25 protein-coding genes and 1 pseudogene are annotated in these 26,543 nt (G+C 59.2%); 13 read left to right on the top strand and 13 right to left on the bottom strand.

The annotated features are described in order from the left end of the window. The 3 genes from Q1A06_RS20075 to Q1A06_RS20065 all read left to right on the top strand — a co-directional run. Positions 1-2,716, top strand: a 2,716-nt coding sequence (locus tag Q1A06_RS20075; RefSeq protein WP_299567844.1) for a hypothetical protein, incomplete at its 5' end; no start/stop codon positions are given. A 15-nt stretch (positions 2,717-2,731) separates the two neighbouring features. Further along, positions 2,732-3,325, top strand: a complete 594-nt coding sequence (locus tag Q1A06_RS20070; protein WP_299567842.1) for a class I SAM-dependent methyltransferase — start codon at positions 2,732-2,734, stop codon at positions 3,323-3,325. Positions 3,326-3,576: 251 nt separating this feature from the next. Further along, a protein-coding gene (locus Q1A06_RS20065) for an IS3 family transposase (RefSeq protein WP_299567840.1) occupies positions 3,577-4,673 on the top strand; the annotation gives its coding sequence in 2 pieces (ribosomal slippage) (positions 3,577-3,823 and positions 3,823-4,673; 1,098 coding nt in all). Positions 4,674-4,945: 272 nt separating this feature from the next. Here the strand turns inward: Q1A06_RS20065 and Q1A06_RS20060 are convergent. The 4 genes from Q1A06_RS20060 to Q1A06_RS20045 all read right to left on the bottom strand — a co-directional run bounded on the left by Q1A06_RS20060 (position 4,946) and on the right by Q1A06_RS20045 (position 9,669). Further along, positions 4,946-5,140 carry a hypothetical protein gene (locus Q1A06_RS20060; RefSeq protein WP_299567838.1) on the bottom strand — a complete coding sequence of 65 codons (195 nt, stop codon included), beginning with the start codon at positions 5,138-5,140 and terminating at the stop codon, positions 4,946-4,948. A gap of 296 nt (positions 5,141-5,436) precedes the next feature. Further along, complete coding sequence (locus tag Q1A06_RS20055; RefSeq protein WP_299567836.1) at positions 5,437-5,619, bottom strand: type II toxin-antitoxin system RelE/ParE family toxin; 183 nt, start codon at positions 5,617-5,619, stop codon at positions 5,437-5,439. Positions 5,620-5,722: 103 nt separating this feature from the next. Further along, positions 5,723-6,001, bottom strand: a complete 279-nt coding sequence (locus Q1A06_RS20050) for a CopG family ribbon-helix-helix protein (protein WP_299567834.1) — start codon at positions 5,999-6,001, stop codon at positions 5,723-5,725. Positions 6,002-6,774: 773 nt separating this feature from the next. Continuing rightward, a complete protein-coding gene (locus Q1A06_RS20045; RefSeq protein ID WP_299567845.1) occupies positions 6,775-9,669 on the bottom strand; it encodes a Tn3 family transposase in 2,895 nt (964 codons plus the stop codon). 65 nt (positions 9,670-9,734) lie between these two features. Between Q1A06_RS20045 and Q1A06_RS20040 the strand changes: the two genes are divergently transcribed. Next, positions 9,735-10,346, top strand: coding sequence for a recombinase family protein (locus Q1A06_RS20040; protein WP_299567832.1), 612 nt, complete (start codon positions 9,735-9,737; stop codon positions 10,344-10,346). Positions 10,347-10,373: 27 nt separating this feature from the next. Here the strand turns inward: Q1A06_RS20040 and Q1A06_RS20035 are convergent, their stop codons facing one another. Beyond that, positions 10,374-10,670, bottom strand: a complete 297-nt coding sequence (locus tag Q1A06_RS20035) for an ArdC family protein (RefSeq protein ID WP_299567830.1) — start codon at positions 10,668-10,670, stop codon at positions 10,374-10,376. Between the two features lie 488 nt (positions 10,671-11,158). Here Q1A06_RS20035 and Q1A06_RS20030 point away from each other — a divergent pair, with 488 nt between their 5' ends. After that, positions 11,159-11,491: a hypothetical protein gene (locus Q1A06_RS20030; RefSeq protein WP_299567828.1), complete on the top strand. Its 333-nt coding sequence runs from the start codon at positions 11,159-11,161 to the stop codon at positions 11,489-11,491. Here Q1A06_RS20030 and mobQ read toward each other — a convergent pair whose 3' ends face one another. Further along, the gene (gene mobQ / locus Q1A06_RS20025) at positions 11,492-12,835 is read right to left on the bottom strand and encodes a MobQ family relaxase (protein WP_299567826.1); all 1,344 of its coding nucleotides are present in this window, start codon (positions 12,833-12,835) and stop codon (positions 11,492-11,494) included. A gap of 642 nt (positions 12,836-13,477) precedes the next feature. Here mobQ and Q1A06_RS20020 point away from each other — a divergent pair. The 7 genes and pseudogenes from Q1A06_RS20020 (at position 13,478) to Q1A06_RS19990 (ending at position 18,619) form a co-directional block, all read left to right on the top strand. Beyond that, the gene (locus Q1A06_RS20020) at positions 13,478-13,783 is read left to right on the top strand and encodes a mobilization protein (RefSeq protein ID WP_299567824.1); all 306 of its coding nucleotides are present in this window, start codon (positions 13,478-13,480) and stop codon (positions 13,781-13,783) included. Beyond that, positions 13,776-13,925, top strand: coding sequence for a hypothetical protein (locus tag Q1A06_RS20015; protein WP_299567822.1), 150 nt, complete (start codon positions 13,776-13,778; stop codon positions 13,923-13,925). The genes Q1A06_RS20020 and Q1A06_RS20015 overlap by 8 nt, the downstream gene beginning before the upstream one ends. Before the next feature lie 107 nt (positions 13,926-14,032). Continuing rightward, a pseudogene (locus Q1A06_RS20010) lies at positions 14,033-15,610 on the top strand (type IV secretory system conjugative DNA transfer family protein). Between the two features lie 25 nt (positions 15,611-15,635). Beyond that, positions 15,636-16,229 (top strand): hypothetical protein, encoded by a 594-nt coding sequence (locus Q1A06_RS20005; protein WP_299567820.1) that lies wholly within the window; start codon positions 15,636-15,638, stop codon positions 16,227-16,229. Positions 16,230-16,591: 362 nt separating this feature from the next. Then, a complete protein-coding gene (locus tag Q1A06_RS20000) occupies positions 16,592-17,581 on the top strand; it encodes a replication initiator protein A (protein ID WP_299567818.1) in 990 nt (329 codons plus the stop codon). Between the two features lie 94 nt (positions 17,582-17,675). Continuing rightward, positions 17,676-18,344: a ParA family protein gene (locus Q1A06_RS19995; RefSeq protein ID WP_299567816.1), complete on the top strand. Its 669-nt coding sequence runs from the start codon at positions 17,676-17,678 to the stop codon at positions 18,342-18,344. Next, complete coding sequence (locus Q1A06_RS19990) at positions 18,326-18,619, top strand: hypothetical protein (protein WP_299567814.1); 294 nt, start codon at positions 18,326-18,328, stop codon at positions 18,617-18,619. The genes Q1A06_RS19995 and Q1A06_RS19990 overlap by 19 nt, the downstream gene beginning before the upstream one ends. A 25-nt stretch (positions 18,620-18,644) precedes the next feature. On the opposite strand, the gene Q1A06_RS19985 is transcribed toward Q1A06_RS19990, so the two are convergent. The 7 genes from Q1A06_RS19985 to pseB all read right to left on the bottom strand — a co-directional run bounded on the left by Q1A06_RS19985 (position 18,645) and on the right by pseB (position 26,049). Then, positions 18,645-19,748 carry a type II restriction endonuclease gene (locus tag Q1A06_RS19985; protein ID WP_299567812.1) on the bottom strand — a complete coding sequence of 368 codons (1,104 nt, stop codon included), beginning with the start codon at positions 19,746-19,748 and terminating at the stop codon, positions 18,645-18,647. Between the two features lie 647 nt (positions 19,749-20,395). Further along, positions 20,396-21,478 carry a pseudaminic acid synthase gene (gene pseI / locus Q1A06_RS19980; RefSeq protein WP_299567810.1) on the bottom strand — a complete coding sequence of 361 codons (1,083 nt, stop codon included), beginning with the start codon at positions 21,476-21,478 and terminating at the stop codon, positions 20,396-20,398. Further along, complete coding sequence (locus Q1A06_RS19975) at positions 21,471-22,118, bottom strand: formyltransferase family protein (protein ID WP_299567808.1); 648 nt, start codon at positions 22,116-22,118, stop codon at positions 21,471-21,473. Before Q1A06_RS19975 ends, pseI begins: the two co-directional genes overlap by 8 nt. Continuing rightward, positions 22,115-23,212, bottom strand: coding sequence for a UDP-2,4-diacetamido-2,4,6-trideoxy-beta-L-altropyranose hydrolase (gene pseG / locus Q1A06_RS19970; protein ID WP_299567806.1), 1,098 nt, complete (start codon positions 23,210-23,212; stop codon positions 22,115-22,117). Before pseG ends, Q1A06_RS19975 begins: the two co-directional genes overlap by 4 nt. Next, the gene (gene pseF / locus Q1A06_RS19965) at positions 23,202-23,906 is read right to left on the bottom strand and encodes a pseudaminic acid cytidylyltransferase (protein WP_299567804.1); all 705 of its coding nucleotides are present in this window, start codon (positions 23,904-23,906) and stop codon (positions 23,202-23,204) included. Before pseF ends, pseG begins: the two co-directional genes overlap by 11 nt. Beyond that, positions 23,903-25,051 (bottom strand): UDP-4-amino-4,6-dideoxy-N-acetyl-beta-L-altrosamine transaminase, encoded by a 1,149-nt coding sequence (pseC, locus tag Q1A06_RS19960; protein ID WP_299567802.1) that lies wholly within the window; start codon positions 25,049-25,051, stop codon positions 23,903-23,905. The genes pseF and pseC overlap by 4 nt, the downstream gene beginning before the upstream one ends. Further along, positions 25,051-26,049 carry a UDP-N-acetylglucosamine 4,6-dehydratase (inverting) gene (gene pseB, locus Q1A06_RS19955; RefSeq protein ID WP_299567800.1) on the bottom strand — a complete coding sequence of 333 codons (999 nt, stop codon included), beginning with the start codon at positions 26,047-26,049 and terminating at the stop codon, positions 25,051-25,053. The genes pseC and pseB overlap by 1 nt, the downstream gene beginning before the upstream one ends. A gap of 253 nt (positions 26,050-26,302) precedes the next feature. On the opposite strand from pseB, the gene Q1A06_RS19950 reads away from it, so the two are divergent. Further along, positions 26,303-26,543 (top strand): hypothetical protein (locus Q1A06_RS19950; protein WP_299567798.1); only part of this gene is annotated, 241 nt, incomplete at its 3' end.

The raw sequence follows: 26,543 nt of genomic DNA, 5'->3' as shown, positions 1-26,543 counted from the left end.
CGCCCTGGAGGCCTTTGCGCCAGATGTTCCGATCGGTACACGCCGCGAAGAGGCGGTAGCGCGGTCGCGCGCGGCCCTGGACCGCGTGAAGCGATCCCATCCCCGAATAGCCGTCGAAGGTTTTGCCTGCTACGGGAGAACGCGCAACAACTTGAGGGAATTCGACTTTTTCCAAGATCTCTGCGCATCGCTGGACATCCGGCTCGACAAAGCCAATTACGCCTTCGCCGAAACGGCTCGGGTCGCGCGGCCCGACGATCTGCACGAGGCCGCCGCGGCCCAGATCGCGGACATGACGGCACAGTTCTATGCCGCGCGCGACCGCATCACCGCCGGCGTCGTGCGACAATGCAACATTTACATCACCATGTTCCAGACATTCCTGACCGGGTTCACCGCGCCTGGCGCCGTCTGGCCTGTCGCGCTGGTGCTGGCGAACGACCATTCGCCGGCCCATGTCGCCCTGTCGATGGTTGCCAAGGGCCTGGGAATTCCTCGGATTTATCTGCAGCACGCCGAGATCAGCCCGATTTTCCCGCGTCTCGATTTCGAATACAGCGTATTGCGCAACGAACGCTCGCGCACGCTCTATGCCTCGCTCGGGGACATTCCCACCGGCACGATGGTTCTGCCACGTGCTATCAACATGCCCGATACGACCGCGCTGAGCACGCCGCTGCCGGATCCGGTCGATGTCGTCGTCTATCCGACCGCCTCGGTGCTCGAAGCGCCGACCGAAGCCCTGCTGCGGGGGCTGTGCGCCAATCCGGGGGTCGCACGTGTCGCGATCAAGGATCATCCGAATGCCGCGCGCAAGATCGCAACCTGGCTGGAGGTGGACGGGGTGGTGCATCTGGACGCGATCCCGGAGACACCGCATCTGGCAATTGTCGGCAGTTCCTCAATCGCGATCGAACTGGTCGCAGCCGGCCATCAGGTGCATCAGGTCTTCGGCTTCGATCCCGTACCCCCTGATTACTACGGTTTCGTCGCGGCCGGGCTGATGCCTGAACTGGAGCCTGAGCGCGCTTCGGAAAAGTTCTGGGCCCCCTACGAGATCGACAATGCATGGCTTTCCGAATACGGACAGTGGATACCGATCAACCCCGAAACGGAGCGCAAGAAGGCCTTCGTGGAACAAATGGCACGGCTGCGCGACAATCACGTATCTCGTCGCGTGCCCGCAGCACCCGTCGCCGCACCAGCCCCGGCAAGGCCGCCACGCACCCGGGAACACAACGCGGTCGATCTGGTGGCTTTCACGCTTGCCACGTCCAAGACCCCCCGGGAATGGCTTCAGCTGAACCAGAAGCTCAACCAGTTCCAACCGATCGTTGTCGTGCACGCCGTCAACCGGCTGATCTCTCAGCGCGATCCGGTCGTGGCCGCGCTGTTTGCGTCCGATCCGGGGCTTAACCCCGCGTCGAATACGCAGGTCTGGTTCACGCTGAAACGCGCGGAACGGCTGGGTCTTGTCGTGACCGAAAAGCAGATCGATACGGCGCTTGACCGGATTGAATCCTCGGTAAGGGGCCGGATGCTGCGCCGGGAGATCGAAAAGACCCTGATGCCCGCGGTCATCGATTACGGAACCGACGCTCAGGTGGCCCGCTTTGCCAAGCTGCGCGTCAACCCTTGGCGTTGGGTAAATCCGGTTCTGCAATTCGGGCTGCTCCAGCGGCTTGCCCCAATTGAGAATTCGCGCGAGCTCTATGACCGGCTGCGCGCGGGCGTGGAAGAAGACGCCACGCCGTTCGCCCGCCTGCGCTATCGGAACGTGGAATTCTTTGCCGGTGCGGCGCGCGACGGCTGGTCGCATGAAACGGCGGAATGCGATTTTGCCGAAACGGCCCCCGAAGCGGTGCGCCGCCAGTTCACCGCCGAGGTTCAGCCGATCTATGAAAGGCTGCGCTCGCGCATGACGCTGATGGATCTGCACCTCGCGCCCCAGCGCGACGAATTCCGGGGCCTTCTGCGGGCATCGCTGGAGAACGGGCGGGGATTTTCCTGTATCCGGCTCAGCGACGGGGAAGGCGCGCTTTTCCCCGAGGCAGGCTATTGCGACGAAGCCGACCTGGCCAACCGCGAACGCCATTGGTGGGGGACGGAACTGCCCGAAGAAGACCGCTTGCGCATCCGGGCCGAAGTGCATGCAGCCCTTTCGGAAGCGGATGTGGTGGGCATACCGTCCATCTACCGCTTCGTGCGCGATACCGCCGAAAAGTCGAAATCCCTGACATCCGCGATTCAGGGGCGCGGCCTGCTCAGCGCGCTGCACGCGGTAGAAGAGCATGTCTCTGCCACGGCCCGCTTTACTGAAGACAAATGCAATGACAGATTGTTCAAGGAGATCAACACGATCACCGACCTCCTGCCCGAAGGAAGCCGCGTCACGATCGTCAGCAGCGTCCGGCCCGAACATTTACCCCCCGGGCTACGCAATCTGCCGGGTCTGGAACATGTCGCACTGACCACCCACAACAATGTCAAGGGAAACGACATATATGTGCAGGGCGATCGCCCCCTTCCCTTCGTCTACCGCGACCTCATGGACGAATTCGACGCAAAGACCGGTCCCGGCCGGCTGGTTCTGGTCGCGGGTGGGATCGTCGGAAAGATATTCATCGGACGGGCCCGCCGGCGCGGGGCCGTCGCCATGGACATCGGACATGTCATGGACGGCTGGGTCCGTCCCAGACATTCCGTCCTGCGCTGAGAAGAACTAATCGAAATGAACGATACCCCCATCAAGATAGACGCCATTCACAATTACTGGCGCAGCCCGGGCGAAGAAAACGCACCGCACACCTACGCCCGCCCCGCTATCGGCCGCAGCCTTTTTCTTGTGGACCGGATGCGCGAAGCGGTCGATCCGAGCGCGCGTATTCTCGAACTGGGTTGCAATGTGGGCCGCAATCTTGCCTTCCTGCACCATGCGGGTTTCAAGCGGCTTTCCGGTGTTGAAATCAATGCAGAGGCGATCGCGCTTGGCAGGGAGCTTTTCCCCGAACTGAAATCCGCCCGGATCATCCACGGAACCATCGAAGATACGGTACAGGGCCTGGCCGACGATTCTCATGACCTGATCTACACGATGGCGGTTCTCGAACATCTGCACACCGACAGCGAATGGGTCTTCGAGCAGATGACGCGTATCGCACCGCGGATCCTTACGATTGAGGACGAAGCTACCCGAAGCCCGCGTCATTTCCCGCGCCGGTACGACACGGTTTTCGTCGCCCTGGGATACATCGAAACGGCCTACGCCGATCGCGTTCCGGGATTGCCAAAACCGTTCCGTTGCAGGCTTTTCCAAAGGCCCTGAGTGTGCGCAGAGGATGGTCGATAATAGTGTCCATTGTTGGTGTGTCCCGTGGGTCGCTTTACAGCCAATGCGGCAAAACCCGGCAGGTGACGGTGCCATGGACGCGCAGCGGGTCGGGCGGCGGCAAGGCCGTCAGCGCTGAAGAATAGATCATAATCTATTCGCTGACATTTTGCTCTTTTTCATTTTGACCTGAGCCCCTAAAACTCCTCCAGATTTGTGTAGAGTCCGCCCAACAAAAGGACGGATAAATGAAGGCAAGATTCACAGACGAGCAGATCATTGCGATGATCAAAGAACAGGAAGCTGGAGAGAAGACCGCCGATGTATGTCGGCGGCATGGGATCAGTTCGGCGACGTTCTACAAATACAAATCGAAGTATGGCGGGATGGAGCCTTCTGATGCGAAGCGATTACGGGCTTTGGAGGACGAGAACGGTAAGCTGAAGAAGCTGTTGGCCGAACAGATGCTCGACAACGCCATGCTCCGAGACATCAATTCAAAAAAGTGGTGACGCCCGCCGGGAAGCGGAAAGCGGTGGCGCATTTGATGGAGGTCCATCAGGTCAGCCAGCGACGGGCGTGCGATGCGCTGCAAGTTGATCGGTCATCGGTGCGATACCTGACGCGCCGTGGCGATGACACTGAGCTACGCGATGCGATCAAACGGGTATCCAGAGAACGGCGACGGTTTGGGTGTCGTCGTGTCCATGTGATGATTGCGCGGGAAGGTTTTGCGGTGAACCACAAAAAGATGAGGCGCATCTATACCGAAGAGAAGCTTCAGGTGCGGCGCAGAGGTGGCAGGAAGCGTGCGTTGGGCACGAGAAAGCCGATGGTCCCACCCGATGGCCCAAACCAACGTTGGAGCTTAGATTTCGTGTCTGACGCGCTGACAGACGGTCGCCGTTTTCGCATTCTGGCCGTCGTCGATGACTTCAGTCGCGAGAACTTGGTGCTGGTCGCGGACACATCATTGTCGGGCCAAAGGGTTGCCAGAGAACTGGACCGTGTGATCGCTGAGCGGGGCATGCCAGAGACGATTGTATCGGACAACGGCACTGAGTTCACCAGCATGGCGATCCTCAAATGGGTTCAGGAAACCGGCATCGATTGGCATTACATCGCGCCTGGAAAGCCTCAGCAGAACGGCTTCATTGAAAGCTTCAACGGCAAACTGCGAGACGAATGTCTTAACGAAACGCTGTTTGGAACATTACGCGATGCCCGCAACACGCTTGAAGAATGGCAGGAGGATTACAACTGGCGCAGACCACATTCAGCATTGGGCAACCTGACACCGATGGAATTTTTGCAGACAAAGGCAATGGACAAGATGGCGGCCTAACGCCAAAGATTTAACACCAAGGACTCCGCTCAGAGCTGGAGGGAACTTGGGGCTCAGGTCAATTTGTCACCTTTTTCTCACGCTCCACATCGAGCATAGAGAATTACTGTGAAATAGACATTAATATGATTTTGTTATGCCTCAAGGTAAGCTCAGTCGCTATCGGAGTTTCTCAATAAAACTTGCCCTTTTTTGAACGGTCAGGAAAAACCTTGTTTTCCGCCGCCACAAACCCCGTTCAAAACCCAATCAGTTGTTGAAGGTTTATGGCATTAGACTTTTGACCCGCTAAAGATGGCGCGCCAGAAACCTCTTTTCCGTTCGACAGGCTTTTCTTGCCTCTGATCGGTTAATAGCAGGGACAGCGTCTCAGCTTGCCCCTTCCATTCGTCACGGTCTTTCTGGGTTTCTTCAAGGCGCTCTTCTGTAGCAGTAAGTTCGGCTCGTAACAGCGTAATTTCAGTCATATTTTCGGCTGTTTCTGGGGGTGTCCCACGCTGTGTCATTGGGACGTCTCGATGTGACACACCATGAGACAACTTCCATAGACCCTTTGGAGTTCAGACGTGTCTACGCAGGGCTTTCCATCTTCGCCAATTCCCTTTGAAACCTTGCCTTCTTTGAGGTGCCTGTTGAGAGTTGGGCGGCTTATTCCAGCCAGCTTTTCACCCTGTGTCAGGTTCACTTTTGCCATGTCTCAATCTCACTTTGGGACACTGTGTCATGAGACAGTCATAGGTGAACGTCAGCAAAACACCAGGTGTCACAAAGGCTGGTAGCCAACCTCTCTCTGGTGACGCACAGCGACGACCAGAGCTACGTCCTGCTGCAAACGATAGAGCGCGACGTAGCCGCTGGCACCGAAGCTGATCGGCCATTCCAGATATTCTGGATCCATGTCGTCCACGGGCCGGCCGACATCTGGGTGGTCCGCAACGATCTGCATCCCGTCACGAATCGCACTCGCCGCACGTCTGGCTGCATCAGGGTTTTCGCGGCAAGGAACCGATAAAGACGCTGAACATCTGCCAGTGCCTCGGGCGACCAGTTCAGACGTGGCAAACGGGCAGCTCCTGATCGTCACCAGCGGCAAGCTGGGCCAGCCAGGCATCCGCTTCGGCATGTGTCACATGCAGTCCGGTTTCCTGATAGGCGTCCCAGGCGCGGATACCGTCCTGGCGGAACGCTTCGCGCTTTTCTTCGCGCTCGATGTATTGCGCAATCGCCTCGCGCATCATCCAGTGCGGGGATCTGTCCCGCGCTTCGGCAAGGGCTTTCACACGGCTGTGAATGTCTGCGTCCAGCTTCACAGCAACGGGGGTCTGCATGGCTTTTCCTCCATAGGTATTATTTAGTAATACTTATGATGGGAAAGCATTGCTAGTGCTGATCCGGGCTGGTGATCCAGGAGAGCACAGCTTTTTTGATCACGGCAATCGTTTGAAGCGATCTCAATACCCGACACTGGTGCCTTAATTTGCAACAGATCAGTTCGTCGCGCAGTCCGATCATTCCGACCACAAAGCACACATGGCTCCATTTTCGCAGAAATTGGATAACATTGCGCATATCCTGCAACGAAAACCCCTCCGAAAACTGCTGTTTGCTCGTTCGAGACTTCAAGGCTGATAAAACGGCTCGGCGAGGGGTGTTGCGTTTGCAGGATATGCGCAATGTATACCAAAATTGCATTTTAGCCTTCGCGCTGTGTTTTTCGGTCTTCGGCGAGGAAGGCAAGACGCGGGAAGTGAACCCACCACGTATTCTTAGAAATCCCACCGCCTTGTCGCTTGCAGCGGCGGAGCCGCAGGGCTTGAGGGCGGATTAAACGGTCCGATAAGCGCCAAAACCACCCTATATTTTTACCAAAAAGCGCGTAGCGCCTTCTTGTTCTATAAGTTCTATAAGTTCAGGGCGATGAAACCCCTTATTTATAAGGCTCAATTCGACCTATAAGTGGGGAATTGGGCCGCAAAGGTGGGGAATTGGGCCAGATTTACGGGATTGAAAAGTGGGAATTACCACCTTAAAAAAGCCACTATGGGGAAAACAACGCAAGTGGGGTCGACTCCGGCTCGGTGCAGAATAGGGCGGTAAGGTTTTAAGCGTTCATTCGCCGCCACCGATACTCGCCTGTGAGAATGATATGGGCCCATCCGAGGGGCGAGATGTGCGTGAGGAGGTATGCTGGCGTGTCCAACCCGGCCTTTTTCCGCTGCGCGACAGCGACACCAAGCTGTTTTGTATTCCAATAGATTATGATGGCGGTGAGCAAGTTCAGCCCTGCGATCCTGAAGTGCTGGCCCTCTGCGGTGCGGTCGCGGATTTCCCCCTGGCGACCTATCCGTAGGGCACTTTTCAGAGCATGGTGCGCCTCACCTTTATTGAGACCAATATTTGCACGGCGCTGCATGTCCGTGTCGAGCGCCCATTCGATGATGAAGAGTGTCCGTTCAACCCGCCCGATTTCGCGCAGGGCAATGGCCAGATCATGTTGTCTCGGCCGCGCCGCTAGTTTCTTCAGGAGCTGACTGGGCTGCATCCTGCCTGAAAGCATCGTTGCGATGCAGCGCAAAACATCCGGCCAGTTGGCGATGATTGTATTTTCTCGGATTTTGTCACCCACCAAGCCCCTCAGCTCGGTTGGGACACCGCGTCGATCAAAGACATGCAGCCGTTTGGACGGCAAATCCCTGATGCGCGGAATGAACAAATAACCGAGTAACGATGTGGCAGCGAACACAAGATCCGTGAAGCCACCGGTATCGGCATATTGTTCTTTGATCCGCTTTCCGGTCGGGTTCATCAGCAGCCCATCCAGTATATATGGTGCCTCGTTCACCGTTGCCGGGATGACCTGCGTAGCAAACGGGCCATACTGATCTGATACATGGGTATAGGCTTTCAGGCCGGGTTCATGACCGTACTTCGCATTGATCAGATTCATCGCCTCGCCCTGCCGCGTGGTGGGAAAGAATTGCCCGTCACTGGAAGCAGTTTCACCGACACCCCAGTAATTTGCCATTGGTAACTGTGCTTGCGCTGCGATCACGGTGGCCAATGCCCGATTGATAGCCCCGCTTTCCACATGCCAGTTCGACAGTCGCGCCAGTTGGGTAAAACTATGCGTGCTGCTAGCCCCGGCCATCTTGCTCAACCCGAGATTCAGGCCCTCTGCCAGAACGACGTTCAGTAAACCGAGCCTGTCTTTGCACGGCGCACCGGTGCGCAGATGGGTGAAGGCATCGATGAACCCGGTATCATTGTCCACGTCCATAAGAATATTCGTGATCCGCACCTCTGGCAGACGGCGATAAAGATCAAGAATGAGGCTATCGGCCTCCGCGGGAACATCAGCTTCAAGCCGGTCGACGCGCAATCGGCCATCCTCGATGACGCCGCCAGGGAGGGTTCCATTTTTGACCGCCATGACAAGCCTGTGCAGCCCGTCTTCCAGCCGTTGTTTTCGATCTGCGATCCAGATTTCCGGCTCCAATGGCATCGACAGCCCCATAGTCTGAGCGGCCTCGACCGGAACCAGGGCCTGTTTCATATCGCTGTAGCGGCGGGAGTGAGAAAGCCAGACATCCCCGGATCTGAAGGCTTCGCGCAGATGGAACAGCACCGCAACGACCCAAAGCCGGTCTCTGTTAGTTTCCTGCGCATTCCGCAAGTGGCCTCGCCATTTTGACTGCGGTTTCAGAAATGGCGCGGACCGGCTTGGGATATCGCGTTTGTTGCGGATCGCAGTGGCCGCCGCCAGTAGAGGTTCAGCCACACTGGCTCCCGTCATGTCCAATGCAGCCAGCATTCGCGGGGCATAGAGCTTGAAGCGATGATAGCCCTTCTCGACATAGACCAGTGCATCCGCCTTGACCGTTTTACCAAGTGTTCCAGCCGTTGCGACGAGGTTTTCCAGAACATCCCAACCACAAGAAACATCTACGGCTTGGGCGACAGCCGCTTCATCACCTTTGGCTATCAGCAAGGTCGTGCCTAAAGTCTCGAACCCGGCCAGAGTCGCTGCGATTTCCGATTGCGCCTCAGCAACACGGGCATCGCAAATCTTCTTTGCTTCCCGCCAGATTGATCCAACGATCCGGTCATGGGTTTCGACAACAGTATCTGCGATGGCGGCCGACCATTCCACGATGCAGGTGGCAAGGATGGCCAAACGACGATCACTGGTGATGTCCCGAAGCCCATCCGTGAAATATCTTTCGCCTTGGCGGCGCAATTGCACGACCCGGTGCGCCGGGATGTCGTCTAGGATTGCTGGCGGCAACGCGATCCGTTGCAGAAATTCCAACCGGTCGAGCTGGCGGTTGAGATCGGCAGAATTCTTGCCCACCTCGAACTGTCGCAACCAGATGAACCGGCTGACCCGACCATTCACTTCTTCGGCCAGCAATTTGTCGAGATTGGCGCGCGTATTTGCATCGAGACGAGCGGCAATGCGAGCCTCAATTCTACGTTCAGCGGCGACCAACGCATCAGCACAGTGACGTTCGATGACCGAAGTTCCCGGCAGAATGATCTGCTGTCTGCGGCATTCTTCTACGAACCCACGCACCAGAGCCTGGCTGGATTGCGACGCTTCAGCATTTCGGTCCAGCCAGCTCCGCATCTTTTTGGCGCGTTTGCCGGAAAACATCTTGTACCCGTACATCTTTCGCAGAGCATCCAGATGTTCCCGGCGGGTCTTTTCCCGCGCGGCATATGGCAGGAGGTCATCTGGTTTTAATCCGAGTTGCGCGGCTACAAAACGGCAAACGGGTTCAGGAATGATTTCACCAGCTTTCAGCAGGCGACCTGGATACCGAAAGGCACAAAGCTGAAGTGCAAAGCCGATCTGGTTTTCAGGCCGCCGCCGGGTGCGAATGCGCACTATGTCTTCGTCGTCCAGGGTGTAATGCCGAAGCAATGCCATCTCGTTTGTGGGAAGATCAAAAAGCTCCGTGCGCTGTCGCGCGGTCAGGATCGCTCGGTGTGCCATCAAACTGTTCTTTCTTTATGGGATGGGGTCTTTGAAAGTAGACATATTGAGACCGCCCGCTTGCCATGTCTTTTTCAATGTCTCAATATGGAGGTCGCAGAAATCCTCAATCTATTCGAGACCTCATGGCCAAAATCGGATACGCCCGTGTCAGTTCAGTTGGACAATCCTTGGACGTGCAGCGGGAAAAGCTGAGCGCGTGCGACAAGCTGTTTGAAGAAAAGCGTAGCGGCACCACCGATGCCCGCCCGCAGTTGAAAGAATGCCTGAATTACGTCCGCGACGGTGATCAGCTTATCGTCACGCGCATCGACCGATTGGCGCGTTCAACCTTACACCTGTGTCAGATCGCCGAGACCCTGCGCAAGAAAGGCGTCGATCTCGTCGTCATCGATCAGAATATCGACACGTCGGATGCCACTGGCCGCCTGCTGTTCAACATGCTCGGGGCCATCGGCCAGTTCGAAACTGAAATCCGCGCTGAACGACAAATGGACGGGATCAAGAAGGCCAAGGATCGCGGTGTCCAATTTGGAAAACGCCCCGCGCTCACTGACAACCAGATCGCAGAGCTGCGCGACAAACGCGCGAGTGGCACTCTGATCAAAGACCTCATGGCCGAATACAGCCTCTCAAAGGCCACCATCTACCGGTATCTCGCCGGAAATGACGCCTGAAAGCAATTTCAGAGCCCCGATCCAGGCTTAACGCCCTATTCTGCACTCAGCCGGAATCGACCCCCCCTTGCGGACATGCCCCCCCAACTGCTTGGCCTGATTGAACGTCATCCAGCGGGCCGAGCTGTAGTCCTTGGTCATCGCTGTCGCCCAAAGCATCAGGATGTTGATGCCCCGATAGGCTTCACCGTTGAACCGTTCCGGCAAACTGACCGATACCCCGCCACCGGTCCACGGCTTGCGCCACGGCGGCGTTCCCGCCTCGATCTGCGCGACAATCTGATTGGTGACATGGGTGTAAACGTCGAATTTCTCTTTGGTCATTTGTGACCCTCCTCGCGTGATGCGGTCGGGGTCTGTTTCCCTTTCCGCCAATGGGCGGGCCTTCCTGTTCTGATCTTTGGAATGCCCATGCATTCCGAAAGGCAGAGCAGGTAAGGGCAAAGCCCGTCCTGCGGCCTGGCGGGGCCGTGACAACCGGGTGAAGGGCGTGAATTTGGGAGGGAACCGCGCGCCTGCGCGTGGGAGGAACCGGAATTCTCGACCGGAACCGACGCCACAGGCGGCGCTTGCCGGTTTTCCCGGACCTGCCAGGATGGCAGGCGGATCAATAGGATTTGGAAACTGTCAGGGTTGGGGTGAGCGGGCGTTAGTCCGTCGATCCCCTGCCCTGTCTATCGCTCAAAGCGAGACCGGCATGCTGCCGGGATCACAGAAGTTTAATGAGCCATGTTTATTTCAATACTATACGATTGATACTTTCACTAGATTCAGACAAAAGAAGAGCATTATTGTTTCTTTGAAGATGTGCGATGAACCAAACGGCTGACCTCGAACTAAACGTGACCACCGAACAAGGCCTTCGGGCGCTTGCCGAGGCAGGACACACAGTCGAAGTGCTGTGCAAAGCCGAACCTGAACGCAAGGGGCCAAGCTGGTACGGTCTGTGGATCATGCGGACTGTCGGAAACGACGGTCAGGAGAAAATCCTTGTCACGGCCAGGACTCGCCTGACGCAGAATACGATCAGGGTGCGCGAGTTCAAGACTGCAACTGGAGTTATTTCGTTCCTCGTCGGTGTTGGGTTCGCACAGGCAAGCATTCCAATGAAGAACGGGGAAAAGACCTCACACAATCTAATCTAATCAGTGACTGAGGCCCGGATCGCGGTCGATGTCCCGCTCCTTCTCGACCTCCTGATCCTTATCCTGTTTGCGCTCGTCCTCAATCTCCAGCCGCTCGCGCGGCTTGTTCAAAACGTCCTTCAAGCGCTCGTTGACTGAAGGCTTGCCACCCTCGCGCGCGATGTCGTCGGAGCGATCCTGCCCTTGACGCTGGGCCGGGGTCCGCGACGGTCTCGCGGCCTCTTCCCCAAGGTCATTTTCGCTGAACCCGTCCAGCTTGTGAACAGCCGCCTGACCATCGCGCCCGGCGTCCTTCTCCATGATCTCTTTCAGCCGCTCCCGCGCGTAATTGCGGCCTTCAGGCTTCGGGGCGTCGTCCTGATCCCGTGACTGGCCCACGACACGCGCCAGCCGTTCTCGTAAATCTTCAGGGTTGCGTTCGCCACGTTCTTTCGATGTTGCCGCTCTGAGTGCCGCCAGACCGGCGGACACACGCCCCTGCCCGGCGTCTCGCTCGACCCCGTAGATTTCCCGCGCAATCTCGACACGCTCGCGCACATCGCGGAATGCCGCCCGCGCCTGCCGCGCTGCATGAACAACAGCTCCCCGCTCCGTCACCGGCACATAGTCCCGTCCTTCGCGCTCCGCCGCTGCCTTCTCGCGCCGCTCCATGGAATTGGCCGCTGGCCCCAGCTTCAGCTCCGGGTCGCGGTCCAGCTCCTCGGCGGACAGCGTATCGCCGCGCTCCTGTGCCGCCTCGCGCTGCTTCTCAAGGGACCGGTGATCGACACGCTCGACCTCGCCCACGCGCTCCAGCGCCCGGTTTTGCAACTCGGCCCAGACCCCACGCATCTGCTCGATCTCGACACCGCCAGTCTTCGCGGAATCCAGCACCCGCGTCTTGGCCGTGAACCCCTCTGGCTCCAGCTTCCGGGTAGAGGTCAGAACATGCGCGTGATGGTTGCGCTGATCGCTCTCGCGGTGCGGCGCATGAATCGCCACATCGACCGCAACACCGTAGCGGCTGACCAGCTCCTCGGCGAACTCACGGGTGATCTGCGACCGGTCCTCCGCGCTGATCTCGGAGGGTAGGGCCAGCTCCCATTCGCGGGCCGTAACGGAGTTGCGGCGGGTCTCGCTGGCTTCGGCCTCGTTCCATAACGAGGCGCGGTCATGCGCCCAGGCCGGGGCATTCTCGGGGGCAACAATGAACGTCTCCTCGATGCCCTTCTTGCGGGTGTAGTCATGGACACGCCCCTCACGCTGGCACTCGATGCGCTCGCCTGCACGGTAGGCCCCCGCTGCCGTCGCGGTGCGTCCGGCGCTGCGTTTGATGGTCTTTACGGAGAGGTGGTAGCTGGCCATGCGCCCTCCCCTCGCCCGTGATGCGAACATGCCCGCGCGCCGGAACTGATCCGTACCGATGTCCCGATATTGGTCACCGGGTCAGCCGTCTTTTCCCCGATGTACTGCGCCCCACAACACTGGGGCCGGAGGGGAAAAGACAGACCGTTCGAAGGGGTGTGCAGCACCTCTGAGGCGCGGGCTTGCCTGTCATCTGTCCCCAGATCCCCAGCTTCGTGGGGAGCGGGATATGGGGACAGATGACAGGCGGTTTGCCGGGGGCAAACCCGGCGTTGATCGGCACCGGCAGGTCCGACGATCAACGTCTCCCGGAACGGCGACGCCAGCGGCAGACCGGCCCCCGCCGTGGGGCATCGGTCGAATTGCTGGCGCGACGTTTTGGGATGCGATCCAACTGCTGAAGTTGGCTTAGGATGGTTTGGAAGGAGCAGCGCGTCCTTCCATGTCGATGCCCGTGGCAGCGAAGGGGATGACCATCGGTCGGGGCGCTGCCCCAGAGAGATCGCACGCAAATCTCGGAACCGCAGGTGGAGAGTTTGCATAAGTGCGCCCTTGTCCTTTACAGGCCTACGGGTAATCTCTACCATCAGTGGTTGTAAGTCAACATTTCCACCCGCACATCCAAAAGTGGAAACCCGCGATATGGCAGAGACAGAACTCGAACGCGCAGAGAAACGATACGCCCAGGCCAAGGCCCGCCTTCAGGGACTGAAGAACCGCGAGGCCACCAGACAGCGCAAAATGGACACCCGGCGCAAGGTGATCCTTGGCGGTGCGTTGTTGGATTTGGCGGAACGGGATTCCGGCGCTGCGGCCATGCTGGAGAGGTTGGTGCGGAACCTCTCTCGCCAACAGGACCGCAAGGCCTTCGCGGAATGGGATAGGGCATCTACCGGCGATAACGCTCCCGCTGCACTGCCCCATGAGGAGGAACAATCCGATGGATGATAATGACCTCGAAATTGAGATATCAGACGAGCTGTATGCGGCGATTGCAAAGCGAGCCGAAACGAACCAGCGAACGCCGGAGGAAGAGGCCCGCGCCATCCTGATCGCGGCGCTCCGACCAGACTTGAACATCGCCTCTTGATCCGGTTTGTGCGCCTCGCCTTCTGGCGGTTGTTCCGGCTGATCCAGGTCACGGTTGTGACCCCGGTTCTAATCGGCGGCGTGATCGTCTTTGCCATCCTTGGTGCGATGATCGGATCACTGATCGCGACGCCCTTTGTCTTTGCCTTCTACGATCAGGAACCCGGCGAAAGCGCGTGGCAGTGGTTGGTCTTCGGACCGCTCATGCTGGCGGGTGCTGTAGTCGGTGCGGCGGGCTGGATCGAGCGCTCTGGGGCCGCATCCTTCTTCGGAAGCTGGCGGGGTGACAGCCACGGCTCGGCCCGGTTCGCTGGCAAGAAAGAGCTGCGGGGTCTGGAACAGGCGGATGGCCTTCTCATCGGACGCAATCCGGACACCGGCAGGCTGTTGTCTTATGACGGTCCCGCCCATCTGCTGACCCTCGCGCCCACACGGGCGGGCAAGGGCGTCGGCACGGTGATCCCGAACCTGCTGGCGGCGGAACGCTCGGTGCTGGTCATCGACCCCAAGGGGGAGAATGCCCGGATCACCTGGGCGGCGCGGGAAGACATGGGCGCGGTTCATGTCCTCGATCCCTTTGGTGTCTCGGGTCGTCCCTCTGCCGCCTACAATCCGCTGGACCGGCTCTCGGCGGATAGCCCCGATCTTAGCGAGGATGCTACGTCACTGGCGGACGCGCTGGTGGTGGACCCGGCAAGTCAGGTCGGCGATGCGCACTGGAACGAGGAGGCCAAAGCCTTCCTCGGCGGTCTAATTATGTTCTGCGTGGCCCACGAGGAACCGGCACGGCGCAACCTCGGGGCCGTCCGCGAATATCTTACCCTGCCCCCGGACCGCATGAAGGCGCTGCTGCAACTGATGCAGGACAGCGATGCAGCGGACGGTCTGGTGGCCCGCGCTGCCAATCGCTTCGCGGGAAAGGCGGAACGTGAAGCCGCCTCGGTCCTCTCGAACGCGCAGCGCCACACCCATTTCCTCGATAGCCCCCGGATCGCCAAGTGCATGGCCCGGTCGGATTTCCAATTCTCGGACCTGCGCCACCGGATCACGTCCGTTTTTCTCGTCCTGCCACCCAATCGTCTGGACGCCTACAGCCGCTGGCTGCGCCTTCTGGTCTCTCAGGCCCTTCAGGACATCGCACGGGACGCAGAAGTGTCAGCGACACCGGCAGGGCCTCAGAACCCTCAAATCGCCGCTCAGAGGCCCATAGAGCGCCTGAAGGCCCCTGCCCTCTTCCTGCTGGATGAATTTGCGGCTCTGGGCCGTCTGGAGGCTGTGGAACGCGCCATGGGGCTGATGGCGAGCTATGGTCTCCAGCTCTGGCCCATTTTGCAGGACATGAGCCAGCTCCGCGATCTCTACGGGCAACGCGCCTCGACCTTCGTGGCCAATGCCGGGGTGCAACAGGTGTTCGGGGTGAATGATTACGAGACGGCCAAGTGGCTGAGCCAGACGATGGGTCAGGGTACGATTGGCTATCAAACTTAGAACTTCAAACCGGGTGACATGCCAACAACCGGCACATCCATCACCGGGCGCGATTTGCTGACCCCAGATGAAATCATGCAATTGCCGCCGGAACTCCAGCTTCTGCGCATCCAAGGTCAGCCCACGGCGATAGCGGGTAAGCTGCGCTACTACGCCGACCGCGAGTTTGAGGGGCTGTTTGTCCCGGAAAACCAGTGATCCAAAGGAGTGACCGCCATGACCGATGAACCATCATCTGAACAGCCCGAACGCCCTGCCCGATGAACCATCATCTGAACAGCCCGAACGCCCTGCCCTTTCCAACGAAGAGCTGCGCGAAACGATTGATCTTATGGCAACGGCTGTCGCCAGCATGTCGAACCGGATCGACGGTTTGACGACAGTTGCAAACAAACAGTTTGAAGTCTTAACGGAAGCACGGATTGCGGCCTTCGCGGCTCGTGATCAAACCAACCCGAAAAAGTATGGTGAACTGGTCGGCTCAACGATTGATGGAAAGATCAACGACAACCTCGTCCGAATGGGCCAGATGTGTGTTGATCTGTTCAGTGCGGCGAACAGAGCGCAGGACGCGCTCAAAAAACTTGAAGAGGATCGCGCCACTGCGGAACGCGCTCTTTGGGAAAGGGAAAAGAAAGTAGATCAGTTCAAAGCGCGTCTGCCCTGGTTTGGTCTGGGGGCTATTGTTCTGGTCGTGGTGCTGACATTGCTGCTTCCTCGTTTCATAGCATCCACCCCATCAGGGTGCGCCGTCCTTGGCAGTATCTGGCAATCAACAACAACAGGTGTCGATGCCTGCGTGTCGTTCTATCCATAAACGTTTTGTAGCGACCGTTGTGACAGGCCGGAGCTGCAAGCTGGGTGTTATATATGTGTTATAAAAGGTGTTACGAGAATCGGTGACTTTTCAAGCCTTTGATATCGTTTCCTGAATTATGCCTTTTTTGACCTGCTGGTGTGTAGAGTATCGAAGAACGGTGGGTAGACTATCGAACAAAGGTGTGTAGAGTATCGAAGAACGGTGGGTAGACTATCGAACAAAGGTGTGTAGAGTATCGAAGAACTTTCGGGTCTGGTGGGCAGACTGTCGAAGAATGGTGGGTAGAGTATCGAATAATGGCACGGCCTCGCAAAAGAACAGCATTGCTCCCCCAGCGGCATACTGAGCCGGATCTATTCGTGTGCGATATTCTTGATGCCACGCCCAAAAGCGACAGGGCTTCAATGGAGCATCCCCTATTCTCGCTGTCGGTCAAGAAAGACATGTCCGCTTTCGAGTACGAACAAGGCAATGTCAAAGTGAAGATCACGCCAGCCGCTGAGGAGGGACGAGCCAATGTCTTCGACAGGGACATTTTGATTTATGTCCTCAGTCAACTTATGGCCGCCAAGAATGAAGGGCAGGAAATTGGACGTCGTGTTCGTATCTCAGCCCACGATTTGCTGAAGGCAACCAATCGGCACACAACTGGACAAGCCTACGCAACATTGCGTCGCGCCCTCACCCGTCTTCAATTCACCCAAATCGAGACGAACATCCATGACCATGGTGTAGGTGAATGGCGCTCAATTTCGTTCATTACGGACGCAAAGATCGTCAAGGAAGACTCCACGGGCCGTCTTCTCAGCGTAGAACTTGAAATGGGTGACTGGCTGGTGAAAGCCATTGAAAACAAGAATGTTTTAACGCTGCACAAAGCATATTTCCAACTTCGAAAACCTCTGGAACGGCGGCTGTATGAGTTGGCCCGCAAGCACTGCGGAAAGCAAGAAGTCTGGCGCATTGGTCTCGATAAGCTGCAACACAAGACCGGCTCTACGTCTACGTCAAAGGAGTTCAAGCGGCTGGTAAAGGCAATTTGCAGGGCCGATGCGGACCAGTCCCACATGCCGGACTACAGTTTCACGCTGTTGCATGACGTGCTGGAAGTCTCGCCAAAACCCGAGTTTCTGGATGTTTATGGCGATAGCCCTGCCGTAACTTCAGATATCTCGGTCCGTCTGTCCTCAGTGGCATATGAACAAGCGCGTGATGCTGCTCCAACGTGGGATGTCTATTTCCTTGAACAGGAATGGCGCATGTGGATGAGTGAACCACCGCGCCACCCTGATGGAGCTTTCGTGGGTTTCTGCCGCAAATGGTATGAGCGCAAAGGAAAGGCTCCATAACACATAACTAATATTAGTTATGTGTTATGACTTAATAGTTATGTGTTGACTGTTATCTGTTAAGGGGTAAGGTTCGCAAAAAAGAGGACAGATCATGACGCAAGTTATCAGCGTAGTGCAGGAAAAAGGTGGTGCCGGGAAGACAACCCTTCTGACAGCTATTGCAAGTCTGATGGTTGAGGACGGCGCTAAGGTTGCGGTAATCGACACTGATCCACAAAGGCATCTGGAAGCCTGGGCTAAGAAGGATCAGACCACTCTCGACTGGCTCTATGAAGAAGATGACGAAAAACTCATCCCCACGGTCAAAGCTCTAAAGAAAGCTGATCCTGCCTACGACGCAATTTTTGTGGATACCGCAGGTTTCAAGTCTGCGATGTCGATGCATGCAATCGCCGCCGCAAACCTGATCCTGATACCTTCAAAAGCGAATGAAGCGGATGCCAAAGGGGCAAAGCGAACATTCTCTCATGTTCAAAGCGTTGCTGAAACTATGGAGAAAGAGATACCTGCTTTGGTTGTCATGATGGACGTGGACACACACACCAACATCACACAGGCTATCACCGATGCGCTGGACGCCCAAAACGTACCGCGCCTCAATGCTATGTGCGCGCACCGCACCGGGTTCAAGGAAATGACCTCGACCGGCCAGTCACCACAAGGATCAGCCAGACGGTCCGCACAATCGGTCTTGGCCGATTTGCAGGGCAGGGGTTTAATCAGTTTCTACAGGAGTGGGTCATGGCCAAAGTCAGCGTAAATCTTGATGACGATCTTGATGGCGATGACAGCGCCCGGAAACTCAAGGAATTGTCAGCGCCCTTGCCAAGTGTGAGCAAGGCGAAGTCATCGGCCCTCAAAGACGCGCCTCGTGTCCAGTTTTCATTCACGAATGTTCCAAAGCCAATCAAAGAAGCCTTTGCTACCGAAGCCCAGAAGCGTGGGGTGACCCAGAAAGAGCTTCTGTATGAATGCCTGCGGGCCGGTGGGATCAACATTCCCGATACGGCAGAAATAGATGGACGTCGAAGGTAACTGTTATCTGTTATCTATTTTGCAACTATCCCTGACGCGCCCGAACCTCGCCAATGAAATCCCCAACCGACCAAAGCCAGCCACGCTGCGCATCGGTATAGCTGCCGTGAACAGGGGAGGGGACTACGAGCTGAAGGCTGGACGCTTCCATCTGATCGGTCTGCGGCTCTGAAATCCCCGGTTCCAGCGTCAGAAGGTGCTTACGACTGATCTTCTCGGCTTCTGCCAGAACCTGCCGCCAACGATCCTTGCAGGTAGACTTGGCCCCCAGCATTGTCAGACGGGCATCGCCCTCGGTTGGTGCTGCCTGATAGGTCTCCAAATCAGGAAACAGGAAGTCCGGTTTGTGTTTGTGTTCTGTTACTGCGCCCCGGACGTGCCTGATGTCATGCGCTCTCAGAACGGCGGCAAGGTGGTTTTCCAGCGAATGCCCCATGCGGGACTTGCGCCGGTTCTGCACACTTAGGGAAAAACTGATAAAGCCGTCAACGTCCGTGCCGGTATCATCCACAAACCCGGCCTCGATCCGCGATGACACCACCTTGCGTTCCAGTCGCCGGAATAATGCCTCTTCATAGTCCAGCCAGGCGATAAGGGCTGCGTCCGGGTCATCTTCGGCGTGAACCTCGGGCAGGGTGAGACGGGCCAGATCGGAAAACTCGGCCGTCTTCGGGAATGTGGTGCCAAACTTTTCGATGATGCTGTCCAGTTTGTCAGCTTCGGGTTCCTCAAACTCGACGCCAATTTCGTCTAGGATGAAGCGAGCTGCGAAATCCAGCTCTGGCTCTGCGTCCGAGAATTCGCGCGACACGAAGGACTTGCCTTCGGGACGCAGGCCAAACAGCCAGAAGAGCTGTTGTTCGCTGGTGGACCCTTCAGGGGCCACAATGAACCAGAGGACGCCTCCCTGATCCTTGGCAAGGAAAAGGGTATCTCCGGCCTTCATAGCCTCTGTGACGGGATTTGAGGGGTAGTAGAGCCGCCATTCGGCGGCGCGGGGTTTGTTGATCCGCGCATCGTAATGAGTGGCCCAACTTTCTTCGGTGAAACCTTCCTGGTCGCCGCCCAGCCAGATGTAAATCGCCGGGAATTTCTGTTGGTGTATCTCGCCCAGAAAGTCGTCCCGCATCGCCTTTGTCGTTCCAACCTCATGCTGGTTGGATGTCTTCGGCTCGGCATCGACGGAAGACAGGCGCTTGCCCGGGTCTCAGTTCGAACCGGACCGGCAGGCCGTCCTGATTGGCAAGTGCATGGATTTTCGTTCCCAACCCGCCGTGCGAGCGCCCGAGGCACCGACGCGGGTGGTTTTTCTGAGCGTCGTTGCAGAATGGTGAGCGCGGACAGACGTGCCGTCCACCATGACCATATCAACATTGTGCGCGTCCGCGACGGCCTCCATGACCCAATCCCGAATGCCCGCGCAGCTCCAGCGACTGAAGCGATTACAGATCGTGGTGGGAGGCCCGTATTGCCCGGGCAGACCGGCCCGGGGTATGCCGGTGCGCTAGACGCAGAAGATGCCATTGATCACGCGCCGGTCATCTAACCCGCCTCACGCCGCGAGACTTGTCTGGCAGCACTGATTTGATGAATTCCCATTCCAGGTCGCTCATGTCTGACCACGCCATGCTCCGTTCCCATCCATTGTTTCGCCCGAAATGAATCGCAAACGCACAGGATTGAACAGAAATTAATGGGTGTGCTGCCTAGAAGATCAGCATCGGATGGGATTGCTCCGCCCGCGCAGACCGGCATGTCGCTTTCAAGAAATTGTCATCATGGGAATGGCGGATATCCGGTCGTTCGCGGGCATGCGAAATCTTCGGCCCGGACGGGGGTGGCCGCCGCCACGTCACGCACCAGCGTGGCACCGATCACCCGATCCAGCATCTTGGGCGGCAGGCCATAGCCCGGGCGCACACTGCGTACCGCATCCGCCGACAAGATCGAACCGGCAGGCAGGTCCCTGACGAAATAAAGCGACCGCCGGAACTGCACATTGCCCTGTTCCGAGGATTTTCGGCCGTAATCGACGCGGCCGGTTGCCTCCCAGGCGGTGCGCGCGCCCCGGCACAGCTCCTCCAGGTCGTCGGGTTCAAGCGAAAAGCTGTCATCAGGCCCGCCGCCCTTCCGGTCCAGCGTCACGTGCTTTTCGATGACGGATGCGCCAAGCGCCACCGATGCGATGGCGGTCGTGTTGTCGAGCGTGTGATCCGACAGCCCGACCGAAACCCCGAAACGGCGCGCCATGTCGGGAATCGTGGCCAGGTTGTAGTCGCGGGCAGGGGCCGGGTAGCCGCTGACGCAATGCAGTAGCACCAGATCGGTGCAGCCGCCGTCGCGCGCGGCGGCGACGGCTTCACCGATCTCGTCCATGTTGGCCATGCCGGTGGAGACGATCATCGGCTTGCCGGTCGCGGCGACGTAGCGGATCAGCGGCAGGTCGACCGCCTCGAAGGACGCGATCTTGTAGGCAGGCGCGCCTAGGTCTTCCAGCAGATCGACGGCGGTGGTGTCGAAGGGCGACGAAAACATCGTGATCTCCGCCTTGCGCGCATGGTCGAACAGCGCCGGGTGCCAGTCCCAGGGCGTGTGCGCCTCCTCATAGAGATCGTAGAGCCTGCGCCCGTGCCACAACCCGCCTTCGATGACGAAATCGGGCGTGTCCGCGTCCAGGGTGATGGTGTCGGGGCGGTAGGTCTGCAGTTTCACCGCATCGGCCCCACGCGCTTTGGCCATGTCGACGATGGCCAGGGCGGCGGACAGATCCCCGTTATGGTTGGCCGACAATTCGGCGATGACATAGGGCGCGTGGCCCGGCCCGATGGCGCGGCCGGCGATCTCGAATATATCACTCATCTTCCAGTCTCCGAAGTTCAATGGCGTATGTCCGGCCGCGTATGCGGACATGAGCGGGAAAGCGAACCGGATCGGCCACCCGGATCGCATCGAAGGCCTGCGCGAAGGTGGTGTCCGGGTTGATCGCGCCATCGGCGGGGCTGCGCCGGGGATAATAGCTTGGGGCGATTGCCGCATCCTGCGGCCGGGGAATGGCGGTTGGCAAGTTGTCGACGGCCCAGTCCATGAGACGCAGTTCGGCGTCGAAGATCCGGTCGTTGATTTCGTCCCACAGGGCCGTGCGCGGGATGGGGCAACGTTCCTGATGCCAGATGTCACCGGTATCCACCGCATCGGCCGCATCCAGCAGGGTGACGACGATTTCGTCGCGCCCTTCCAGGATCTGCCAGACATGGGGGCTCCAGCCCCGGCCGCGCGGCAGGTCGCTGGCATGGATGACCAGCGTCGCGCCATAACGCGCGCGGTCGTCGGCGCGCACGATTTCGGTGCAGGAAATCAGGAACAGGATGTCACCGCCACGGGCCTCTTCGATGCGGCGCACCAGCGCGACATCGTGCCGGGCGGCCTGTCGTGCCGACCAGGCTTTCAGGCGGCTGTTTACCGGATGTTCCGGAGAGGAACACAATATGGTGATCTTCACGGCGTCGCGGACTCCATCATGATATCGGCGACCCGGCACGCGCCGGTCCCGTCGGTGACCTGTCCGGCGGCCCGACCCATTTCCGCAAGACGGCGGGGGCGGCTCAACAGGTCTTGCAGGACCGCGTCCAGGCGGTCCTCGAATCCTGCGGAAACCGGACCCGCATTCCCGGCGGCGCCCGCTTCGGCCAATGCGGCGGCGATGGCGCGCTGGTTGTCGGCCAGCACCGCGATCACGCCCGGCAAACCCAGGCAGCACCGTTCCCAGCTTGTGCTGCCGGCCGCGCCGATCGAGATGTCGCTGCGCACCATCCGGCGGGCCATGTCGTCCACATCGACCACCACCCGCGTCGCGACGGGCATCGCCGCTGCCTGCGCGCGGATGCGGGCCAGATGCGGCGCGGCGGATCCCATGACGACCGTGACGCACATGTCGCGCCCGGCAACGGTCCGGGCAAGGACGGACAGGACCCGCCCTGTGGCGTCGGTGCCGTCGATCCCGCCCAGCGATACCAGTATATCGCGGACCGGGTGTCGCGTCCGGGCCAGGCTTTCGGCGCGCCGCGCGGCGAATTCGGGGCGCAGCAGCGCGTAATCCGACCCCGCCAGCACCCGCGCCCCCGGCGCAAGCGCGGCGTAATCGGATGCCCTGCGGCCCAGGGTCTGGTCCAGCAGAAGATCTACCGCATGGGGGCGGTCCATCAGATCGTCGGTCGCGAGGATGCGCGTTCCCGGCGCGGCTGCGGCCCGTTCCCACCGCGCGTCCAGGGCGTAGTGATCGACTACGATCCAGTCCGGCGCAGTTCCGCTGTCGCGCGTCTGGGCCGCGTCCGTGTCTTGGGAAACGGCCAGCCAGCCGGCATGGTCGGGGGGGGCCGCGGCCGCGGGCGTCCCGGCGGCCGGGGCGGGCAGAAGGGTGACGGAATGGCCCCGCGCGGCGATCCGCACGCCCGAATGCCCCGGTAGATCGCGGCAGACGAAACGCGGCCGCGCACCTGCCGCGCGCAATGTATCCGCCAGGGTCAGGCAGCGCATCACATGGCCCGTTCCGATATCTACGGAACTGTCGGCACGGAAAAGCACATCAAGCGCCATGACACTCCGCGTCCTGCATGGCGGCGTGCATCAGTTCGGCCCGGCGCCAGTCGCCGGGCGTATCGATGTCCTGGACGCGGTCGGCGGGCAGGTCCAGACCAACCGCGCCAGCCGCGAAGATCGGCGTGCCGGTGCGCCATGTGGCGGCCGTCGCCCAGTAAAACTGGCCTGCATCGTGCCACGCTTCTTCAAGATCCTGGGACCGGGCCGCGAAGGCATCGGGGTCGAACATGGCAAGTGCGCCATCGGCACCCCGCCGCACGGCGCGCTGGATCGGAAAGGGATAGGGCGCTATCGGCAGAACGAAGGTCGCGTCGCCCGCGCCCAGCCGGTCCAGCCCGCGCAGCAGATCCCCGGCGCGCAGAAAGGGCGCCGTGGGATATATGCAGCAGACCGGAACATCCCCCCCCAGCCCAAGCGCGTCGATGGCGTGGGCGATCACGGGCTGGGTCGCCGTGTGGTCGTCGGCCAGATGCGCGGGCCGGACGAAGGGCGTTTCAGCGCCATGAACACGCGCAGTCGCGGCGATATCCGCGTCGTCCGTCGTCACCACGATGCGTTCGAAACAGCCCGCTTCGGTCGCGGCGGCAAGGGGCCAGGCAATCATCGGCTTCCCGGCAAAGGCGCGCACGTTCTTGCGCGGGATCCGCTTGGACCCGCCGCGCGCCGGAACGATCGCGACCGCGCCGGTCACGCCCGCAATTCCCGGCGCAGGACGCGCACGACCCGATCCTGTTCGTCTTCGGTCAGTTGCGGATACAGCGGGATGCTGATTGCTTCCTCGTAGTAACTTTCGGAATTCGGGAAATCCCCCGGCCCGAACCCCATGTCGCGATACCACGGTTGCAGGTGGACGGGGATGTAATGGACATTCACCCCGATGCCGGCGGCGCGCATCGCCTCGAAGACGGGACGGCGCCGGCCCGCGTCTAGGCGAATGACATAGAGATGAAACGCCGACCGGCTGTCGGGGTCGCGCCAGGGGGTTTCGACCGGCAAGTCCGCAAGCAGCGTGTCGTAGCGTCGGGCCAGTACGTGACGGCGATCAACATATTGCGCCAGCCGGTCCATCTGACTAGCGCCCAGGGCCGCGTGGATGTCGGTGATGCGGTAGTTCCAGCCCAGATCGACCTGCTGGTAATACCATGGCCCGTCGCTTTCGCTGGTCATGCGGGCCGGATCGCGGGTGATCCCGTGCGCGCGCAGCAGCGCCATGCGCGCGGCCAGGTCCGGGTTGCGGGTCACTGCTGCGCCGCCTTCGCCCGACGTGACGATCTTGACGGGATGAAAGCTAAACACTGTGACATCCGTATCGGGTTCCGAACCGACGGGGCGACCCTTGTGTTCCGCGCCGATGGCGTGGCTTGCATCCTCGATCAGATGAAAGCCGTAGCGTCTTTTGAGCGCGCCAATCGCATCCATGTCCGCGGGCTGGCCGCACATATGGACCGGAACGACGACCTTGGGCAGACGCCCTTCCATCTCGGCCCGTTCCAGCTTTTCGGCCAAGGCGTCGGGACACATTGTGAACCGCCGCGGGTCGATGTCGACGAAATCCACCCCCGCACCGCAGTAGAGCCCGCAATTGGCCGAGGCGACGAAGGTATTGGGCTGCGTCCACAGCGTGTCGCCGGGCCCCAGCCCCAAAGTGGCGCAGGCGACATGCAGCGCCGAAGTGGCGCTGTTCATCGCGATCGCATGCGCCACTCCGGCGGCGGCGGCGATCTTCGCCTCGAACGCATCGACCGCGGGTCCGGTCGTCAGGTAATCCGACAGCAATACCGCGCGCACCGCCTCCAGATCGGCGTCGGTGATGTCCTGACGTCCGTAGGGGATCATCAGATCGCTCCGATCTTGTAGCGGTTGCTGTCGATCCAGGCGCGCAGCGCCGCGACGTCCATCCATTCGGGATTGTTGTCGGACGCATAACGAAAATCTGCCGATACGCGGGCGCCGTCCTTGATCCGTTCGGCCGATGCCGACCAGTTGTTGATCGCGGGCAGGATCTTGAAATGTTCGTCGTACTCGTAGGTATGGGCCGCGTCCTCGGAACCGATCATCTGTTCGTGGAGCTTTTCGCCCGGACGGATACCGACCGTCTTCTGGACGGCTTCAGGCGCCACGGCCTTGGCGATCTGGGATACCGTCATCGACGGGATCTTTTTGACGTAGATTTCGCCGCCCATCATGTCTTCGAAGGCGTGCCAGACAAGTTCGACGCCCTGCTCCAGCGAAATCATGAACCGGGTCATCCGCGGGTCGGTGATCGGCAGTTCGCCGGTATCCTTGACGCTTTCGAAGAAGGGAATGACGGATCCGCGCGACCCCATCACGTTGCCGTAGCGCACGACGCTGAATGTGGTGCCGTGTTCGCCCGAATAGGCGTTACCGGAAACGAACAGCTTGTCCGACACTAGCTTGGTCGCACCATAGAGATTGACGGGGCTCGACGCCTTGTCCGTTGACAGCGCCACCACGCGCCTGACGCCCTTGTCGATGCAGGCGTCGATCAGGTTCATAGCGCCTGTCACGTTGGTCTTGACGCATTCGAAGGGATTGTATTCGGCGGTCGGCACGATCTTGGTAGCAGCAGCGTGAACAACGAAATCGACCCCGTCCAGCGACCGGTACAGTCGGTCGCGGTCGCGCACATCGCCGATGAAGAACCGCACCCGGGGATCGCTTCCGAACAGCTTGGCCATTTCCCATTGCTTCATCTCGTCCCGCGACAGGATGATGATCTTCTTCGGATTATACCGCTCAAGGGTCATGGGTACAAAAGTATGACCGAACGATCCGGTGCCCCCGGTCAGTAGAATTGTAGCACCTTCAAGCATAAACTAACCCCGAATCAATGACGTGACGTATCTTTTGGGGCGACTCTCTATCTTTCATATAAGTTGCACGAAAGTGGAAAGCGGTGTACCGAAGCGGGAAATTTCTTGCAGAAAAAGGGTTAGCGCGCTGAAAGCGCTTGGCCGCGGGTAGCATAATTTATAATAACCGAAAATTAATTCCGGCTTCGTCGGTTCGTCGGTGGCGGCAACCTGCCGGCATATTTGCGTGGCGTATCGCCTGGAGGCATATCAAATGAATATCGTGCACCTTGAGGCATCGCTTCTCTCCACGAGCGATCGGCGAAGCTTGATCGAAGCCGCCCTGTCGTATTTCTTCGAGGGTATGGACAGGTTCCTTTCGGTCATGGATGGCAATGCCGATTACGACAAGATCATCGCCACGCATCTTGGCGAGGACGCCCTGGAGGCCTTTGCGCCAGATGTTCCGATCGGTACACGCCGCGAAGAGGCGGTAGCGCGGTCGCGCGCGGCCC

The organism is uncultured Sulfitobacter sp. (assembly GCF_947497275.1).
In the GTDB taxonomy this organism is placed as follows: domain Bacteria; phylum Pseudomonadota; class Alphaproteobacteria; order Rhodobacterales; family Rhodobacteraceae; genus Sulfitobacter.
Note: the sequence above shows the minus strand (reverse complement) of the source record. Positions and strands in the feature narration are given on the sequence as shown.

Excerpts from the sequence above, each read along its gene's own strand:
- Q1A06_RS20015 (WP_299567822.1), top strand. The coding sequence starts at position 13,776 with ATGGATGATAATGACCTCGAAATTGAGATATCAGACGAGCTGTATGCG.
- Q1A06_RS19990 (WP_299567814.1), top strand. The coding sequence starts at position 18,326 with ATGGCCAAAGTCAGCGTAAATCTTGATGACGATCTTGATGGCGATGAC.
- Q1A06_RS19985 (WP_299567812.1), bottom strand. The coding sequence starts at position 19,748 with ATGCGGGACGACTTTCTGGGCGAGATACACCAACAGAAATTCCCGGCG.
- Q1A06_RS20070 (WP_299567842.1), top strand. The coding sequence starts at position 2,732 with ATGAACGATACCCCCATCAAGATAGACGCCATTCACAATTACTGGCGC.
- pseG (WP_299567806.1), bottom strand. The coding sequence starts at position 23,212 with ATGGCGCTTGATGTGCTTTTCCGTGCCGACAGTTCCGTAGATATCGGA.
- mobQ (WP_299567826.1), bottom strand. The coding sequence starts at position 12,835 with ATGGCCAGCTACCACCTCTCCGTAAAGACCATCAAACGCAGCGCCGGA.
- Q1A06_RS20055 (WP_299567836.1), bottom strand. The coding sequence starts at position 5,619 with ATGCAGATCGTTGCGGACCACCCAGATGTCGGCCGGCCCGTGGACGAC.
- Q1A06_RS20035 (WP_299567830.1), bottom strand. The coding sequence starts at position 10,670 with ATGACCAAAGAGAAATTCGACGTTTACACCCATGTCACCAATCAGATT.
- Q1A06_RS20005 (WP_299567820.1), top strand. The coding sequence starts at position 15,636 with ATGAACCATCATCTGAACAGCCCGAACGCCCTGCCCGATGAACCATCA.
- Q1A06_RS20020 (WP_299567824.1), top strand. The coding sequence starts at position 13,478 with ATGGCAGAGACAGAACTCGAACGCGCAGAGAAACGATACGCCCAGGCC.
- Q1A06_RS20045 (WP_299567845.1), bottom strand. The coding sequence starts at position 9,669 with ATGGCACACCGAGCGATCCTGACCGCGCGACAGCGCACGGAGCTTTTT.
- Q1A06_RS20060 (WP_299567838.1), bottom strand. The coding sequence starts at position 5,140 with ATGACTGAAATTACGCTGTTACGAGCCGAACTTACTGCTACAGAAGAG.
- pseI (WP_299567810.1), bottom strand. The coding sequence starts at position 21,478 with ATGAGTGATATATTCGAGATCGCCGGCCGCGCCATCGGGCCGGGCCAC.
- Q1A06_RS19995 (WP_299567816.1), top strand. The coding sequence starts at position 17,676 with ATGACGCAAGTTATCAGCGTAGTGCAGGAAAAAGGTGGTGCCGGGAAG.
- Q1A06_RS20030 (WP_299567828.1), top strand. The coding sequence starts at position 11,159 with ATGAACCAAACGGCTGACCTCGAACTAAACGTGACCACCGAACAAGGC.
- pseC (WP_299567802.1), bottom strand. The coding sequence starts at position 25,051 with ATGATCCCCTACGGACGTCAGGACATCACCGACGCCGATCTGGAGGCG.
- Q1A06_RS20040 (WP_299567832.1), top strand. The coding sequence starts at position 9,735 with ATGTCTTTTTCAATGTCTCAATATGGAGGTCGCAGAAATCCTCAATCT.
- Q1A06_RS20050 (WP_299567834.1), bottom strand. The coding sequence starts at position 6,001 with ATGCAGACCCCCGTTGCTGTGAAGCTGGACGCAGACATTCACAGCCGT.
- pseB (WP_299567800.1), bottom strand. The coding sequence starts at position 26,049 with ATGCTTGAAGGTGCTACAATTCTACTGACCGGGGGCACCGGATCGTTC.